This window comes from Candidatus Anaplasma sp. TIGMIC, assembly GCF_028204095.1.
Classification (GTDB): Bacteria; Pseudomonadota; Alphaproteobacteria; order Rickettsiales; family Anaplasmataceae; genus Anaplasma.
On the sequence record NZ_JAQLOH010000010.1, the window covers coordinates 17,312 to 34,673 of the forward strand.

The 17,362-nt window shown below is 46.9% G+C and carries 14 protein-coding genes and 1 tRNA gene; 8 read left to right on the plus strand and 7 right to left on the minus strand.

The annotated features are described in order from the left end of the window. Nucleotides 1–83: 83 nt before the first annotated feature. Nucleotides 84–156 (minus strand) — tRNA-Ala (locus PGW94_RS01905). Nucleotides 157–217: 61 nt separating this feature from the next. Then, nucleotides 218–679 (minus strand): transcriptional regulator NrdR, encoded by a 462-nt coding sequence (gene nrdR / locus PGW94_RS01910; protein ID WP_271758093.1) that lies wholly within the window; start codon nt 677–679, stop codon nt 218–220. 113 nt (nt 680–792) lie between these two features. Here nrdR and PGW94_RS01915 point away from each other — a divergent pair, with 113 nt between their 5' ends. The 3 genes from PGW94_RS01915 to PGW94_RS01925 all read left to right on the plus strand — a co-directional run bounded on the left by PGW94_RS01915 (nt 793) and on the right by PGW94_RS01925 (nt 2,830). Next, a complete protein-coding gene (locus PGW94_RS01915) occupies nt 793–1,098 on the plus strand; it encodes an NADH-ubiquinone oxidoreductase subunit NDUFA12 family protein (RefSeq protein ID WP_271758095.1) in 306 nt (101 codons plus the stop codon). A 184-nt stretch (nt 1,099–1,282) separates the two neighbouring features. Then, nucleotides 1,283–1,747: an outer membrane lipid asymmetry maintenance protein MlaD gene (gene mlaD, locus PGW94_RS01920; protein WP_271758097.1), complete on the plus strand. Its 465-nt coding sequence runs from the start codon at nt 1,283–1,285 to the stop codon at nt 1,745–1,747. Between the two features lie 780 nt (nt 1,748–2,527). Continuing rightward, nucleotides 2,528–2,830: a hypothetical protein gene (locus tag PGW94_RS01925; RefSeq protein WP_271758099.1), complete on the plus strand. Its 303-nt coding sequence runs from the start codon at nt 2,528–2,530 to the stop codon at nt 2,828–2,830. A 31-nt stretch (nt 2,831–2,861) separates the two neighbouring features. On the opposite strand, the gene PGW94_RS01930 is transcribed toward PGW94_RS01925, so the two are convergent. The 3 genes from PGW94_RS01930 to PGW94_RS01940 all read right to left on the minus strand — a co-directional run bounded on the left by PGW94_RS01930 (nt 2,862) and on the right by PGW94_RS01940 (nt 9,818). Continuing rightward, nucleotides 2,862–4,409 (minus strand): proton-conducting transporter membrane subunit, encoded by a 1,548-nt coding sequence (locus tag PGW94_RS01930; protein ID WP_271758101.1) that lies wholly within the window; start codon nt 4,407–4,409, stop codon nt 2,862–2,864. Between the two features lie 218 nt (nt 4,410–4,627). Further along, nucleotides 4,628–7,345 carry an AsmA family protein gene (locus tag PGW94_RS01935; protein ID WP_271758103.1) on the minus strand — a complete coding sequence of 906 codons (2,718 nt, stop codon included), beginning with the start codon at nt 7,343–7,345 and terminating at the stop codon, nt 4,628–4,630. Nucleotides 7,346–7,565: 220 nt separating this feature from the next. Further along, complete coding sequence (locus PGW94_RS01940; RefSeq protein WP_271758106.1) at nt 7,566–9,818, minus strand: NADP-dependent malic enzyme; 2,253 nt, start codon at nt 9,816–9,818, stop codon at nt 7,566–7,568. Between the two features lie 303 nt (nt 9,819–10,121). Here PGW94_RS01940 and PGW94_RS01945 point away from each other — a divergent pair, with 303 nt between their 5' ends. Beyond that, nucleotides 10,122–10,799 (plus strand): ABC transporter ATP-binding protein, encoded by a 678-nt coding sequence (locus PGW94_RS01945; protein ID WP_271758108.1) that lies wholly within the window; start codon nt 10,122–10,124, stop codon nt 10,797–10,799. A 447-nt stretch (nt 10,800–11,246) separates the two neighbouring features. On the opposite strand, the gene PGW94_RS01950 is transcribed toward PGW94_RS01945, so the two are convergent. After that, the gene (locus PGW94_RS01950) at nt 11,247–12,206 is read right to left on the minus strand and encodes a tyrosine recombinase (protein WP_271758110.1); all 960 of its coding nucleotides are present in this window, start codon (nt 12,204–12,206) and stop codon (nt 11,247–11,249) included. Nucleotides 12,207–12,491: 285 nt separating this feature from the next. On the opposite strand from PGW94_RS01950, the gene secG reads away from it, so the two are divergent. Together secG and PGW94_RS01960 are read left to right on the plus strand one after the other, a co-directional pair. Next, on the plus strand, nt 12,492–12,800 hold the full coding sequence (gene secG / locus PGW94_RS01955; protein WP_271758112.1) for a preprotein translocase subunit SecG: 309 nt from the start codon (nt 12,492–12,494) through the stop codon (nt 12,798–12,800). Nucleotides 12,801–12,817: 17 nt separating this feature from the next. Further along, the gene (locus PGW94_RS01960; RefSeq protein ID WP_271758114.1) at nt 12,818–14,446 is read left to right on the plus strand and encodes a CTP synthase; all 1,629 of its coding nucleotides are present in this window, start codon (nt 12,818–12,820) and stop codon (nt 14,444–14,446) included. An 11-nt stretch (nt 14,447–14,457) separates the two neighbouring features. Here PGW94_RS01960 and ribD read toward each other — a convergent pair whose 3' ends face one another. Continuing rightward, on the minus strand, nt 14,458–15,594 hold the full coding sequence (gene ribD, locus PGW94_RS01965; RefSeq protein ID WP_271758116.1) for a bifunctional diaminohydroxyphosphoribosylaminopyrimidine deaminase/5-amino-6-(5-phosphoribosylamino)uracil reductase RibD: 1,137 nt from the start codon (nt 15,592–15,594) through the stop codon (nt 14,458–14,460). 80 nt (nt 15,595–15,674) lie between these two features. Here ribD and PGW94_RS01970 point away from each other — a divergent pair, with 80 nt between their 5' ends. Then, on the plus strand, nt 15,675–16,307 hold the full coding sequence (locus PGW94_RS01970) for a nucleotide exchange factor GrpE (RefSeq protein ID WP_271758118.1): 633 nt from the start codon (nt 15,675–15,677) through the stop codon (nt 16,305–16,307). After that, on the plus strand, nt 16,304–17,302 hold the full coding sequence (trpS, locus tag PGW94_RS01975; RefSeq protein WP_271758120.1) for a tryptophan--tRNA ligase: 999 nt from the start codon (nt 16,304–16,306) through the stop codon (nt 17,300–17,302). The genes PGW94_RS01970 and trpS overlap by 4 nt, the downstream gene beginning before the upstream one ends. Nucleotides 17,303–17,362: the final 60 nt, after the last annotated feature.

The following is a 17,362-nucleotide window of genomic DNA, read 5'->3' on the forward strand; positions in this document are numbered from 1 at the left end:
CAACGGGAAGTAGCACGCACCGTGAGACGGAATAAACCGGGTGAGTATTCTCACCCGGGAGCCTGCGTACGCGGCTCCACATGTGGAGGCAAGCGGAGTCGAACCGCTGACCTTCTGTGTGCAAAACAGATGCTCTACCAGCTAAGCTATGCCCCCACGGGCAGCCCTGAGGCTAACACAAGCACCTCACCAACTCAAGAAAAATATCCTGCTCAGGTTATTTTCCTGTATCATCTTTGATCCTCTCGACAACGCTACGGAAGTCATCCGCGTCTGTAAAGTCCATATACACGGAGACAAACCTTATGTAGGCAACTTTATCGAGAATCAGGAGATAGCCCTTAACTATCTCTCCAATTACTCTTGTGGGGATCGTGTTTTCCTTCACAGACTCAAACTTGTAGAGTATTTTGCTGAGCACCATCTTTATCTGCGCTTGCGTTATCGGACGCTTGTTCGTAGCTATCATTATGGATGTCATCAACTTCTGCTTATCAAAAGGTTCCAGTCTGCCATCCTTTTTTAGCACCATCATTGGTCTTAGTGATAACTCTTCTAACGTAGTAAACCTGGAGTTACACACCTCACACAATCTGCGTCTTCTAACCGACATGTTGTCATCGGAGTGCCTAGAATTTTTCACTCTAGTATCTGCACTATTACAAAATGGACATTTCATAAAAGCTCAATTTTCACTAAGAATCCTTGCTAACCACACCCAGAAAATCAGTTAGCAATTGTGTTTCATATCATAGACCTTATAATTGAGCAACGTAGGAGGGCTGGGATTTTATGGGAGTTCGCGCTTTTTTCTTCCAAAAGTTGAAATTCTTCATCCGGAATCGTGCCCGCTGTGTGTATACCGACAACTTTGGCAATTCTTATTACTCACGTGTGGTTCGGGGCAAGGAACAAAGATGGGTAACCTACGGTGGTAGGGCTGATCCGTCAACAGTCCCCGCCAGATGCCACCTGTGGTTACATTATACCTGCGATGAAATATTGCCAGAGTGTGGCGGAAGCGTTCATGTGCCGAATATGACAGGAACTGATAATGCTTATCATCCACACAAAGCAACTCCTCCCAACGCAAGCTAGCAACGTGAGTAAACTGGTCTTTAATCATGTACGTGCACAATGGCAAGGGTCCTGTGGGTTGCCAGATTGGATGTCATGTAGCCTGCATCTGTGCAGGGAGTTATTAGTTCACCGCTCCATACAAAAGAAGTGAGTGCGGTCTGTTGGTGTTTTCGCGTTAGTGGATTGTGCAAATTGGGTGAGTATGTCTAAATGCAGCGTTATAGAGGTACTTGTAGGAATTTTGGTGTCGGCTGCGGTCATTGCGATTGGCAGCTTCATGGTCAGCAAGCTCTCAAATAAGGCAAGATTCAACGCCAAGTGTAGCACAATAACGGCGGCTTTCGCCGATGTAGATGGGTTGCGTGTGGGCAGCGATGTAAGAGTATCAGGAGTGAGCGTGGGCAGCGTGACATCACTTCATCTAAACCGTCAAAACACACCAGTTGTGAAGATGTGCATTGCTGCAGGCCTAATGTTGCCCGTGGATAGCTCTGCTGCGATAACGTATTCCGACATTATGGGAGGAAAGTACATAGACATAGTACCGGGCGCTGCGGACAATGTACTCGGTAATGGATCCCAAATTAAACATACAAGCACGGTGGTGAGCCTGCATACAATAATAGACAAGATGATAAATAGCGCGCTTCGGGAAAATGCGCACTAGGTAAGCAAGAACCCGTCTTTCCCTACTGGTACTTAGCGTATGTACGGCAGCTCTGATACTTGCATAGAAGATAGCCAACTTGCATCAGTACACGGCATCTTGCAGCTACAAGAACCTATATCCCAAATGGGAATAAGCAAGGGCGCACGCTTGCCGCCTGAGTATTTTGGCTCCGCGGAATCCTCCAAGCACAACATTAATGTGCAGCATGTAAATTGACACAATAACTGGTAATGAAAAATCACACGGTACTATGTGCGTACTAGTACAAATGCTAGCTACTTGCCTTGTGCAAATCATTCAGTACTACATTACGATCCACTGTAACCCATGTGTACAGTATCGAGATAAACACTACCAAATCTCACATTCGCTATAATTGCGTAGCGTTTAGTCGCTAAAATCCAGCACTGGGTGCAAATATTTGTCTTAACACTTACGTGAACCACGGTGGCCCCTTTCCATTTGTGGCCAGTAACGTTCCAATAGTATTATGATCCTAAACACCGAACCTCAAGAGTCTTACCTTCAGCGTGATACAAGCTCTCATATTGGCGTAATCTGTATTTCTAGTTTCAGGACGCAAAAACGTTAACTGTTGGTTTCCAGTCGGGAACACCTTAATAGGTACAGAAGGGGTTAATGTCTATTGCGGTTTACTTTCGAGAAACTTTACTATAGAATGCGCCCGCATGAGCGTCTTTCGTTGCGATGTGTTTTGTTGCACCTTGGAACAGTTAGTACTCATGCTTTTGCGCAGATGGTTGGCGTAGGTGGGTGATGCACAGCTTGTCCGGAATAGTCTTCTCTGCCGTGTTTGGGGTAGTTCTGTACGTATTCCTGACGAATTCTGTAAACTGGGTAACCGCGTACATTCGAAAACGCAACAAGGGACTAAGGAACAAATCAATGTACGTAAAGGGACATCCTGGGTCTGCGGCATCCACGCCTTCGACCAAGGGCTCTTCTGCCCCGCAGCGTTTTATCTCTGCCTATGAGAATCACCGCCATACCAGCACAAAGGTCGAAGGAGTAGAGTCGGTCTCACAGGTTTTTGATGCCGGTAAGGGAAAAGGGAGATAGCTCAGCATTTTCCTGTCATTTCACAGTGTGTCTACTGCGGCAGAATAAGCAGTGATGCCGCTATTCGTTCAGATATAGAAGTCAAGGGCAACGGATATGTGCCTGCAGCGAGGCCTAAGCATGCCATAACCCATATGCACAAAGTCATAGAACGAGGCGTTTTTATGTAAAGGTCATTTGCACATCCCTCGACAATACCGGGATTGAAGTATAGGTACTCAATTACCTTCCATGTATAAACTACAGAGCATACCGATCCCACAACCAACGCGACTAGCCCCTCCCATGCATTAGAATTGGCAAATGAGCTGAGCATCTGCCATTTCGCCACAAACCCCATTGTGGGCGGCATTCCCACAAGGCTTAGTGATAGCAACACGTACGCTGACGCGATGTTGGGCACTACACGACCTAAACTGAGGCACTTGTCCATTTTACCTTGCCCAAAGTGGTAAGAGATCCCACCAGAAACCATAAACAATGCCGACTTGACAATGCTGTGATTTACAAGATATGCCACTGCTGCTGCTAAACCTGAATACGTGTTCAGACTCACTGCAAAAATAATACAGCCAATATTTGCAACGCTGGAGTACGCCAAAACGTCTTTTATGTCTTTACTCATAACCGCAAATATTGAAGCTGCAACAGTAGCTAATGCCGCCAAGGCAAGCATAATTTTACCCAACGGCAGCGTAGCAAATACTAACTGTGCTCCAAACACACTGTGTGTAACCCTTATTACAAGGTATATCATGACCTTCGTGGCAGTCCCAGATAGAAACACAGCTACAAATGAAGGCGACGTGGTGTACGCCCTGATAAGCCACCCATGAAATGGATACAAAGCTGCCTTGATGACTAAACCAAAAATCACAAAGAACATACCCACATATGTTGACTTGCTAATAGGCATCTCACTGAGAAACACAGCCAGACTGCCCATGTTCAACGTGCCCGAAGAAGCATATAAGAGGCCAACACCCAATAGATATAATGTGGCACCCACAGTACCTATAACTAAGTACTCGAACGCTGATACCAACGATCCCTTGTGCCCTCCCATCGCTACTAATACATATGCTGATATCGATGCCACTTCCAAAAACACGTAAACGTTAAATGCGTCATTTGAGACAAGAATACCCAGTAGCCCACTGAACGATAGCAAGAACACAGAATAGAACTTTGACACCTTAGATGCAGGTATTTCTCTACGGCTTGGATATATGCCATAAATCGTACTCACAACCCCTATAAATGTCACTAGCATGAGCATGGTGGCGCTAAGCAAGTCAACTCTAAGTTCTATACCATAAGGCAGTTCCCATCCACCGACCTTGTATAGTATGGAACCAGCAGAGTAGACCTGATAAAACAGCACTAAAGAGATGATGAAAGTACTAGAAACTACTGCACAGGCAAAGCCTTGCACAAAGTTCACACTACGATGAAACAATGAACATGCAACTGCAGAAAGCAGCGGCACCACTACCTGCAATATTACCAAATTGTCTTTTATGGCAGAAATCACACGCCCCTTAATCAAAGAATCAAGCGTCCCTGAAGTTATACTCAAAAAGGAAAACTTCTACAATACATTACTTTATGCTATATCTAGCATAGAATCTTATAAGTCAACAGGTAGTACTTCCGTACACACAACAATACTCTATAGACTGACCTGCTGACAGCCACTCGGCGCCAATCACCCGCCTGCGGCTTGAGAAGTACACACCACTAAAGAACAACGCAACACAGCACCCAGAGTCTAAGCCCCAGGTTCAATAAATTGAGTTATCGGTTTTTTCTCACAATCTCAAATAGTCTGTCAATGTCAAATGTGGGATTAGGATGCCATAGATACCCTTCCATAGACATGTCTATATTTTCAGGACTACCACCCCTAGGAGGGATAAATGTAAACCTACACAAAGAAGTAACCGTAAACTGAGGTATAAACAGGTTCACAGAAGCTGCGCCTACAGCATTTTTCAGTCTGAACTGCGCAGATGATACAACTGCTCCCCTGTCTATTTCCATTTCCCCATCAAACTTCTCAAAGACAGTATCGCCCTGATACAAGGACACCCGCGACAAAGATGCTATCTCCGCCTTGCTCTCGGCATTAAACAGCGTAGTGATAAAGCCGTCAAAATCCACGCCTTTGACGCCAAGACGCCTTGATGCAAACTTGAGTTTTCCTTTAACCGAGTTTGCCCACTCAAGTACATTCTTTCCCTGCATCTGCAAACTTCCACTGACGCTCACATTGCCACTGACCAAATTACCAGCATGCGCAGTTGGAGCCTCTTTTACGTCAACTGACACATCAGAAGCTGCAATAACCACCGACATGGATGACACCTCGCCCAGTCCCACATTGCCACTAATCCTAACCCTGCCCTTACCTTTACGGAAATTGAGATGGTCTATGGACATAACACCCTCTTTCAAGGTAGAGGCGAGAGAAAGGTCTTTGAGAATCTTGTCTGCAAATGAAAAACTCTTTATCCGAACACTAACACTACCATCTATACCTTCAAGGACAGAAAGGTTTATGGGCTTACTGGACCAGGTAAACTTTGACATACCCTCTTTCCAGACCTTTTTGCTGGCACCTTCAGGGGCATTGCGTTCAAGAAACTTTGGCAGCCACAAAAACTCGGAGCTATATTTGTCTCCCTTAAGATCTAGAAACACTTTTGGCCGCACGCCCTGGCTACTCAAAGACACTCGCGCTGAACCACTAACCTCGGATACACTCTCGTCACCACTTAGCGCAACAAAGTGGATCTTTTCAAGATTCATTCTGCGGCCAGACACATCCGCAAGAAAGCTCAATTCCTTTACCGCCTTATGCCCTATAGAAAAGTCTTGGAACTTTACCAAAACTTGAAGAGGAACCATTACATTACGCAACCACGCAAAGCTTGCCACGTCGCGTTTCATATCCATGCCTTCAACGCTATAGTCACTAGTGGAAAAACCACTCACAGTTATCCCACCAATTACCACACCTCCCTTTTTCCCGTACTTATATTTCAGGTTACCCTCCGCTCGAGCGCGTTGCGAAGTTAATCGTATACCCGGCAATGCAACAATGCGCGGCGCTATGTAAAGCTTGCTTTCTAGAACAAACTTGCCGCTGTCCTTAGAACTACGCAATTCATTCGCATGAATAGGGAACACCCAGCTCAAAAGCGCATCTATATCCTCACCCTGAGCATAAACTGCCCCTGTAAATCTAGGTATAGAATCGCTTCCTGCATTAACGGAACTTCCGCTGATGCGCAAAATATTATTCCTCCCGGGTAGGTCCAAACGTAACTGATCTATAGCAACCTTACCGTCCCTTATAGAAACCTTAGCGTCCAGATTCCTGGCAACACTACCTTTGTACCGAATCTCCCTGATATCCAGCTCGGCTTTCGCGTCAAACTCTGCTGTTACAAGTGGAAAATGTGCTGAAGAACGCCTCATCGGCGCACTATAGGATGCGTCAACATCTGGAATATCGCTGCGAAATAGTGAATCTATGTCAACTGAGGACAGTACCAACTGCGCTTTACACGACATGGTATCACTGCACTCTCCTCTTGCATGCCCTGATATGCTACCACTATCTATGTCCAAACTTGTTACTTCGAAACCACCATCTTCCTTCTGTTTTATGTGGGCGTTCATGGATAACTTCTCGGAAGAATTAACGTAGCTAATACCATCAACCTTAGTAGCTATAGCCGCAACTTGAGCTAACTCAGTAAGATTGTTGGTCCTGGCATCTAGCACCCACTCAAACCCTCTAAACAAACCCTTCTGAAGATCAGAAATGTCCACAACATCCGCAGTTCGTGTTCTCCTACCACTACCAGACAACACCACCTTAGTGTTCGTAGAACTTAGTTCTACATTGGCCACCCTGCTGCCACCATCCTGTGACTCAAGCGTGGAATGAAGTTCATATCTGGCACTTCCTATTCTCAACTCTGCTTGAGACTCATATGTACCACCTCGGGACCTTATCTCGCCCTGCCGTATGTAAATGGAGCTTCTGTGAGTAGCATCCACACCGCTGTTATCGGCAATCACGGAATCGAATATCCTTATTTTCTTGATACCCCCGGAAGCCTGCGACCTCACAATCCTGCTTAAGCTGCTAGCGTCAGTTCGTAACCCATATATGTCCACAGACTTAACATGTGCCCTGCCCGTTATAAGGGGAAGTAATGACAAACGCATCTCCAGACGCTCCACCGCAATGGCCCCTGAACACTCTTTACTGTCCTCGCTACACTCCAAATACAAATTGCTTGCTGTCAACCTTGGGATCAGAAACTGCCCACGAATGTTTCCTAATGCCTTTATTACTACACCACTTTCTCTGGTGGCTGCTCCAAGCTGCGCAAATACGTAGTCTCCATACCGTGCATTCCAGTCAACCACATAGGGCGCGACTGCTGCGCCAAAAATGGCGAGAAGTACTGCACAGAACAAGTATCCGATAAGCTTCATCTATCACCCATAGGCGTTCTTATGCTAGATTCTATATTCACCAACAGCTTAAAAATACATAAAACCGCGGGGTAAAAGCTCTACACAAAAAAGTGACATTAAGCATATTTCAGCACAACCCACAGCACGTAGTGCAGAATATTCGCGCCCGCAGCAATCGTATAATCTCCGACCCACGCCAATTCCGGGAACATAAGCCGCAACACAAACTCTACCCTTACTAAACAGCATTGTACAATGACGACAGCAGCGCAAGATTTAGGATCTCGGAAACCGAGGCAGTCATTTGCACGACCTGAACCGGCTTTTCCATGCCCATAAGTATTGGACCCACTACAGCTACCCTACCAACTTCTTGAAGTAATTTTGAAGATATACTAGCGCTGTACAAACCCGGCATCACCAGAACGTTCGCAGCTTCCTTAATGCGGCTGAACGGGTATAAAGCCAGAGACTCCGGCTTTAACGCCACGTCTATAGACATTTCTCCGTCATATTCAAAGTCCACGTTCAACCCGTCGAGTATATCTATGCACTCTTTGATGCTACCAGCCTCCCGCTGTGCGTGGCTTCCAAAATTGGAAAATGATATAAACGCTACTCTCGGCACATGTCCCATCTTTTTCGCAGCTGTTGCCGCAGTTATAGCAATATTAGCAAGCTGCTTTGCATCCGGACATTCGTTAATTGCAGTGTCTGCCATAAAAAGAGTGCGATCCTCCATTACTATCACGGACAAGCCCATGACCTCACTCCGAGCCCCTATAACCTTACTAACGTCAGAAAGCGACTCCTGATACCCTCGCGTTACACCCGTAACAAGAATATCGCCATCACCGCACGCAAGCATGCATGCTGCAAAAACGTTCCTGTCCGTCTTAACGTCCCTAACACACCCTCTATATAGATACCCCTTACGCTGCAGCTTGCTGTACAAATAGTCTATGTAAACATCGTTGCGTGAAGATAATGCAGCGTTGGCTATAGTTATATCACCAAGGCTACCCGCACCTATGCGGTCGAGACCTTCCTTTATTTTATCCACACGCCCTACAAGAATCGGCGCGCCATAACCCTGGGCCTGCCATTGAAGAGCGGCCTTTATCACCTTTACTTCTTCCCCTTCAGAGAAGATCACCCTCTTTGGAGTGCTTTTAACTGAACTGTACATAATATTCAGTATGCTGTACGCAGGGGAAATTCTGGAACTCAACCCACGAGCATACTTGTCCCAATCATCAATCTGCGTACGGGCTACACCTGTCTCAATAGCGGCCCGCGCCACTGCAGGAGACACAACAGATATTAGTCTCGGGTCAAACGGCGTTGGGATTATGTACTCTCGGCCGTATCTCATGCTACGTCCACCGTAAGCTTCAAGGACTTCATCGCTTACAACTTCCCTTGCCAGAGCCGCAATAGCTTTAGAAACAGCCAATTTCATTTCGTTGTTTACAGACTTAGCTCGCACATCTAGTGCACCCCTAAATATGTACGGGAAGCCCATAACATTATTGATCTGGTTACAATAGTCAGACCTACCTGTAGCTATTATGGCGTCCGGTCGCACTTCCCTCGCAAACTCGGGATTCACCTCAGGATAAGGGTTCGCCAAAGCAAAAATTACAGGATCTTTGTTCATTGACAGAAGCATATCCTTGCTTAGAACGTCACGCACCGATAATCCTATGAAAACATCAGCACCCTTGACTGCGTCCTTAAGATCCCTTTCGCTCGTATCTACAGCATGCTTCAATTTCCACTCGTTGACACCAAGCTGACGCCCTTTATAGATAACCCCATTCTGGTCGCACAGCACAATATTATCGTTCGGAATACCAACAAACTTCAGCATCTCAACACAGGCAATGCCCGCGGCGCCTGCACCATTAACAACTATCTTTACGCTCTTCAGCGACTTACCCGTAATGTCGAGCGCGTTCATAACGCCCGCCAAAACTATGATCGCCGTGCCGTGTTGGTCATCATGGAAAACCGGTATGTCCATCAACTCACCGAGACGCCGCTCAATCACAAAACATTCCGGCGCCCGGATATCTTCAAGGTTTATCCCACCCCAGCTGCACCCCAGATACCTGACAGAATTAATGAACTCGTCAACGTCTTCAGTATTCACTTCAATATCAACCGCGTCTATGTCGGCAAAACGCTTGAACAGTACCGCTTTCCCCTCCATAACGGGCTTTGACGCCAGGGGGCCTATGTTACCAAGGCCTAAAACTGCAGTGCCATTTGATATGACTGCCACATAGTTGCCTTTCGCCGTGTACTCGTACACAAGGTCCGGATTCGAGGCAATCTTGACGCACGGAGCCGCCACACCCGGAGAATATGCCAAGGACAGGTCGCTCTGTGTCATGAGCGGTTTGGTTGGCATAAGCGCCACCTTGCCTGGTCTCCTGCCGCAGTGGAATCTAAGGGCTTCGCTGTCTTTCTCCGGAAAATCGCTCATAAAAACCCAGGGGTATAATAACGATCAGAAAGGGTATACACATTGACACTTTTGCGCAACTTTTTAATCCTTAATGACAAATTCCATTGCATTGCTAGGGCAAACTAAAAGGCACTAATGCGCCACACAAGGCTGGGAAGCATTTAGATAATGGACCAGCTCCGTGATCTATTCCCAACAACACCATATGACATCCCACATCTGCAATTATAGCGGGATCAACGCCAAAATAGACTCCTATGTTTACTGCCAGAAAGCAAAGAATATACTTAGGGGTACAATAGTCTTTATTGAGGAACCTCTGTGGGTACAGTATTGAAGTTACGTGAGATCAGTAAGCACTTTTCTGGACAACAGACGCCTGTGTTCCATGATATAGATTTAGATATAGCAAGGGGAGAATTCGTCGCCATAATTGGCGCATCAGGTGCTGGAAAAAGCACACTACTGCATATTGCTGGCCTGTTAGAAGTCCCAACAACAGGTACCGTTTTCATAAATGGCGTAAAGTGTTCTCCAGCATGTGACAAAGTCAGAACCCGTGTACGAAGGGAAAGCTTGGGGTTTGTGTACCAGTCCCCAAATCTGCTGCAGGAACTCTCAATTCTTGAAAACGTCGCGCTGCCACTGCGCATTGCTGGAAGAGGGCGTCGAGAATCGGAAAAGCACGCCTCCGCAATTTTGTGGGAAGTTGGACTAGGGGAAAAAATCCAGCACCAAGTTTGCAGTCTCTCCGGCGGTGAAAGACATCGCGTTTCTCTGGCCCGAGCTTTGGTCAGATGCCCACATTTGCTTTTAGCTGATGAACCAACGTGCAGCTTAGACCCACAGATCTCAGATACAGTCTTCGCTGCAATGTATAACAGCGTAAAATCTAAAAATCTAGCTGCCCTGGTCGCCACACATAATCTAGAGCTTGCACGCAAGGCCGATGCCGTACTGTCACTACAAGACGGGTGTATTTCGAAAGTGAACATATAGTAACACTGCATTGGCGTTGAATGTATTATGCACCGCAGTGCCAAGCCTTTTCACAATTCTGCCACAGTGAACAGGACATAACGCGTATTTTCGTACGTGTTATAACCCTAGCAACATGAGTTTGACATGCAGCAAACCGCACGAGCTAAGCCGCATATAAAGCTCGAATCGAGACAGCAGATAACAACTGCTTGTTGCTGAGTACATTTGCATAACCTAACAACATACACAGACCAAAGATACCTCACCGTACACCGCATTTTGTTTGCCCGCTACACTGTAAAGTCAGTACCATTACTTTGTGTTCTCAGCGCCGCATAACGTAAACGGCAGCCGATATCTAGCTTTCGTACCGGATAAACCTCATGGAAGGGATCTCCTCACCAACAGCCAACTTGCATCTCCTACTAAATCCAGATGTCTCCCGAACATGCTGGCGCGACGCATCTAAGACTGTCTGTCGTCCTTGGTGTCCGAAAGTGGGTGAAAGCGCCGCAACGTCTCTCTAAGCTTTTCGCTTGCAACATACGTATATACCTGCGTTGTGGACAAATTAACGTGCCCAAGCATTTTCTGTATGAACACTACGTTCGACCCATTATTCAGCAAATGTGTCGCAAATGAGTGCCTGAATTTGTGAGGAGATATCTTTGCTGGATCAACTCCCGCTGCTAGAGCCAGATCCTTCAGAATCTGCCCTACTCGCTGCCTACTAATGCACTGGTCGAATTTTGCACCAGGAAATAGCCACTTCGATTCTGCCTTAGCCTTCGTTATAAAGCATTCTCTCACTTCCAAGTAAGCCCTGATGCTCTCCATAGCTGCTTGATTCAGGAGGATCAGCCTATCTCTGTTTCCTTTCCCCTTTATTACAATGTGCCCTATGTCACTCTGCTGCTCACGCAACATAGCGTGGACTTCGTAAAATCCAAGCTGAGTCAGCTCCGAAACGCGCATACCCGAAGAGTATAGTATGCTAATTATAGCATGTGTCCTTTTGCCTTCCGATGTGAGATCACCCTGCGCTTCTTCAAATAGCCTGTTTATATCAGGTTCACCTATAACCTTAGGCAAGCTACGACCAGATTTGCACACGTCCAAATTCAGAGAAGGATCTCTCGAAGTAATTCGATCATTGTAGAGAAATTTATACATGCCTTTTATAGCCGACACACGCCTAGCAAGTGTGGCAGCGCTAAACTTTTTCTTGCTCATGCTCCGCACGTAGCTGCGTAGGTCATCGTAGCTGACATCGACAATGCTAACTGCGCGCTTTCTGAGAAACTTCCTAAGATCTATGAGATCATACCTATAACTACAACAAGTATTTTCGGAAATACCGCGACCCGATGAAAGAAACTCTATGAAAGCGTCTACACAGTTGTCATCATTCACAAATACCGCCACATTTCTACATCAAGCATCCTGCCTTACAGAGGCTATAACAACTCACAAAACCAAAGTCCACAAAGTGTGTTGGTCTACCTACAAGTCCTATAAAAACACACACGAATAGTGTGACCATGTCATGAAAATACAGTCAACCAACACACCTGTAGTTATACCTGATTAGCATATATACACACATTAGGGTATAATTGGGGACTAAATCGATACGCACACGTTAACAACTTCTTGACGCAACCTCATAAACGCCGTAGCATCCTGAGATGTTGTTTGTCCACTTGCCTTATGTTTTTGGTAGCTGTGCAGGTATTCCTGGCGCTTTTGCTGGTGTTGTTGGTTCTGCTTCAGTCGCCAGAGTCTGATAGTCTCGGGAGTTTTGGCGGCGCACAGTGTAATCTGGGGTCTGTGTTTGGCAAGGGCTCGCCGTCTAGTCTGCTCGCAAGGCTTACCGCGGTGGTCGCAGCCGTCTTCATTTTAAACACCCTGCTACTGGTCGGCATTGGTTCAAAGAGTATAAGGGAAGTAAGCGTTACTGGGGAGCCCGAGACAGTTTCGGGAAGAGAGGCGAAGACAGGGGAAGTTCCCTCTGAATAACACTTGAATTTTTGTATATGGAAGAACAAGGGACGACAAAACCTACGCGTTTCATATTCGTTACTGGGGGAGTTGTCTCTTCGTTGGGAAAGGGTCTCGCTTCCGCGTCAATAGGTGCGCTTTTGCAGGCACGCGGGTTTAAGGTACGTTTGAGGAAGTTGGACCCGTATCTTAACGTGGACCCCGGTACGATGAGCCCAGCACAACATGGTGAAGTTTTCGTCACGGCAGATGGTGGCGAAACTGATCTCGATTTGGGGCACTACGAACGTTTTACCGGTGCTCTGTCTTCGAAAGCTGACAATATGACCGCCGGTCGTATATATCACAAACTCTTGGTGAAAGAGAGGCGTGGCGACTACCTGGGACAAACAGTACAGGTCATTCCTCACGTAATCGACCTCATAATATCGTGCATATTGCGTCGTGACGATCCTGACACAGACTTTGTGATCTGTGAGATTGGTGGAACTGTGGGTGATATAGAAAGTCAGCCATTTTTAGAGGCCGTGAGACAGATAAGCTACAGATTGAGTAAAAGCTACACAATATTTGTCCATCTAACACTCGTACCATTTATTGGAACGGTGGGAGAGATGAAAACAAAGCCAACCCAGCACTCTGTGAAGGTACTTAGTTCCCTTGGGATACAGCCCGACATAGTTTTATACCGCAGTAGAGAACGGCTTCCGGAATATCAAAGTGCCAAAATAGCAAATCTCTGCAATGTTGCAGAGGATAACATAATACCTGCACTGGATGTAGATAACATATACATGCTTCCAGTCATGTACCATGAACATAAGTTAGATACACAAATACTTAAGCATTTCGGTGTCGAGAGCCGTGAGCCAGACCTGGAGCGCTGGCACAACGTTCTTAGGATGTCTTCTGTTGCGTCTAAGCGTATTGTCGTAGCAATGGTCGGGAAATATATAACCGCCTTGGATGCGTACACATCTCTCACTGAGGCTCTTCGTCATGCCGGAATGCATAGCGGCATCTGCGTTGATATAAAGTGGGTAGACGCTCGTTTGCCCGCGCATACGCAGGATCTTGCCGACGCTGACGCAATACTTGTTCCGGGTGGTTTCGGCGATAGTGGTGTTGACACAAAACTGAGTGCGATAAAGTACGCTAGAGAAAACAACGTGCCTATGCTCGGCATATGTATGGGTATGCAACTTGCGGTCATAGAGTTTGCGCGGAATGTGGCTGGCCTCGAAGATGCTAATTCGACTGAGTTCCGTCACGATTGCAAACATCCAGTTGTTTGCGAATTGCCTGGTTTACAGACCGATGCCGAGTACAAAATGGGTGGCAGTATGCGCCTTGGCTCTTACACGTGCACGCTAGAGCCAGGTTCAAAAATTATGTCTATTTACGGGAAAGACACTATAGCTGAACGTAGGCGGCACCGCTACGGTGTAAACCCTGCGTATCGGGCCATACTGGAAGAGCATGGACTAGCGTTTACCGGTGCTGCCGAGGATAGGGATCTGCCGGAAATTCTTGAATTGAAAACGCACCCTTGGTTTATCGGGGTTCAGTTTCACCCAGAGTTTGGGTCAAATCCATTTGTGTCGCACCCCTTGTTCCTCGCTTTTGTTACCAGTACTTGGAAAGAAAAAGAAAGAAAAGCTTAAAGCTGTATGCCCTACAGAACCGCGTCGAGCTGCGCGTACGTATACCTGCATGAATGCTGACCACAATCCTCGGGTACGTACCTTACATCAAATACTTCTACCGTATCTCCCAAAAAATCGAGGCTTCGAGTTTTTATAAACTGACAGCGCTTGCTCAGCATGGGACCAATATCATTCACCATCCTAACGCCACCACTACCAGAAATTTTGTCACTACGAGTCCAGATAACCCGGTCAACTAGTTCCTTCTTCAGAAGCTCAGTAATCAAAATCCCACCACCTTCAACAAGCAATCTCGTTACACCCAGTTGTTCCGTCAAAGCGCATAAGCTCTCTTTGAGGAAGACAGTTCCACTATTCACTTTGATGTACTTCACATTGTCCAGCGTGTATGCTGGCTCATTATCGGTTATTACATATGTGGGTATTGCACCTGCTGTAACTACTATCCTGTGGTGAGGTTGCAGTTTACCTGACCTGTCTATAACAACTCGCAGGGGAGAGTGCATTCTCAGCCCTGGAAGGCGACAGTCTAACATGGGATCATCGGCAAGAACCGTGTTACTACCCACCATAATGGCATCGTGCATGGCACGTTGTTTATGTACCCAGCTTCTAGTAGCATCGTTAGTGATCCATGATCGCTCATGTCCTCCCATGGAGATTTTCCCGTCTAGCGTTGTGGCTATTTTAACGGTCACCAGTGGTCTATTTAGTAGCTTGCTATTAAAAAAGCCAGTGTTTAACTCTGCAGCCTTGTGTTGTAGTACGCCGCATACGACATCTATACCTGCTGCGCTAAGGGAGCTAATACCCTTGCCTGATACTCGGTGATCTGGATCAGACTGCCCTATAACAACCCTGGAAACCCCAGCATCTATCAAAACCGTTGTGCATGGCCCTGTCACACCAACATGGCAACACGGCTCAAGCGTTACGTATACGGTTGATCCAACTGCTTTGCTCCCTGCCTGCTTCAAGGCCACGGTTTCTGCGTGCGGACGGCCGCCTGGAGAGGTCCACCCACGCCCCACCACGGCACCATCGCGAGTTATTACACAGCCAACCGCAGGATTGGGGTACACATTGCCAAGCCCTCTACGCGCTAATGCCAAGGCCATAGCCATGAATCTCTCATCTGGAGACATCGGAAAAATGCTTTTACTCTTGAAATTTGCTCACAAAACTACTATATACCTAAATGTTCGTGATTAGAAGTTTTTGTGCTATGGCTGAAGATGAAAGCGTAGGGCCAAGGCCTAAATCTGCTGATGCTGCTCCTGGCAGTGCCGGTTCCCGTGGGACTGTTGCTGGCAAAAGCTCTAAGCCTGCAGGCAGCAGAGAAGCGTCGGCGGCTGGCAAGTTTGCTGCTGGGATTAACAGCACGAAAAGCAGAATAGGTGCAGATCTCGCTGCCGTAGAGAAGTTAAAAGCGGAAGCGGAGCTTTTACGCGACCAGCTGCGTCTTGCAGTTGCAGACAGTAGGAATCTTGAGCGCCTCATGCACCAGGAGGTGGACAATGCTCGGGTGTTTTCGATCTCTGGCTTCGCACGCGATCTAATCCCGTCTTTTGACAATTTGGAAGCTTCGTTGAAGAACCTCAGTTCTGACGATAGCGTACACGCCGGGATTAAGATGACTTGGGACAGCCTTCTTTCTGTGCTCAGCACGCATGGCGTTAAGAGAATCTACCCTGTGGGTGAGCAGTTTGATACCAGATTCCACACCGCTGTCACGCAAGCTGTAGCCAACGATAAGCCATCAGGTACGGTGTTAGAGGTAGTCCAAGCAGGTTATATACTTAACGGTAAGGTATTGCGTCCTGCATCGGTTGTGGTATCAACTCAGGAAGGTAAATGATATTTTCTGCTGCCCAGCCGAGCGGAAAAGCCTTACATCTGGGGAACTATCTCGGTGCTATTAAACAGTGGGTTGGTCAGCAGGATGCGCAGCAGTGCCTTTTCTGTATAGTTGATCTGCATGCTTTAACTTCTGGAAAACAAAACAACATGGAGTTGGGTACGTCTTCCCTGGGTCTGTTAGCAGCGTACATAGCTTGTGGTATAGACCCAAGCAAGGCACCTATCTTCTTACAATCCCACGTTCCTGAGCATACTGAGCTGTGCTGGCTACTTGGTTGTATGACTCCTATCGGATGGCTCAACAGGATGACCCAGTATAAAGACAAAAGTAAGGGCGGTAATGTCGGGGCCACTCTAGGGCTTTATAGTTACCCTGTGTTAATGGCCGCGGACATACTTCTGTACAAAGCAAGCCTAGTGCCTGTTGGCAATGATCAGCAGCAACATATCGAGTTGGCACAGGATATCGCTAAAGCTTTCAATACCACTTTCTCTGTAGATTACTTCAGCGCCCCTCGCGCTATGCCGTATGGCAACTGCGCACGGATAATGAGCTTGCGTGATGGTACGAAAAAAATGAGCAAGTCCGACGCATCTGATTTTTCACGAATAAACTTAAGCGACGACGACGATACGATAGCCCTAAAGGTAAAGAAGGCTACTACAGACAGTCTCACGGGATTTGTTTACGAAGAGTTGAGTCAGCGTCCTGAACTTTGCAACCTGGTGAATATTTTTGCTGCTCTTGCCCAGTGTGAGTCCAGAGAAGTTTGTACCAAGTTTCACGGGAGCAGTACAAAGGAATTCAAGGATGCCTTGACTGAGTTGCTAATAGAGAAAATCGGGCCAATAAGAACAAAAATATCCGAGCTGCTGGGAGACGTTGCTTACCTGCAGGGCGTTTTGCGTGAAGGAAGGGACTACGCACGTTCCCTGGCAATGACGCACCTCCGGGAAATAAAAACCATCATTGGCCTATATCAGACTTTATAGCACGGTGCCTACCTGTACGCGGCGCACAGTTTCCAGTGCTTAGCTATCCACCTCATCACG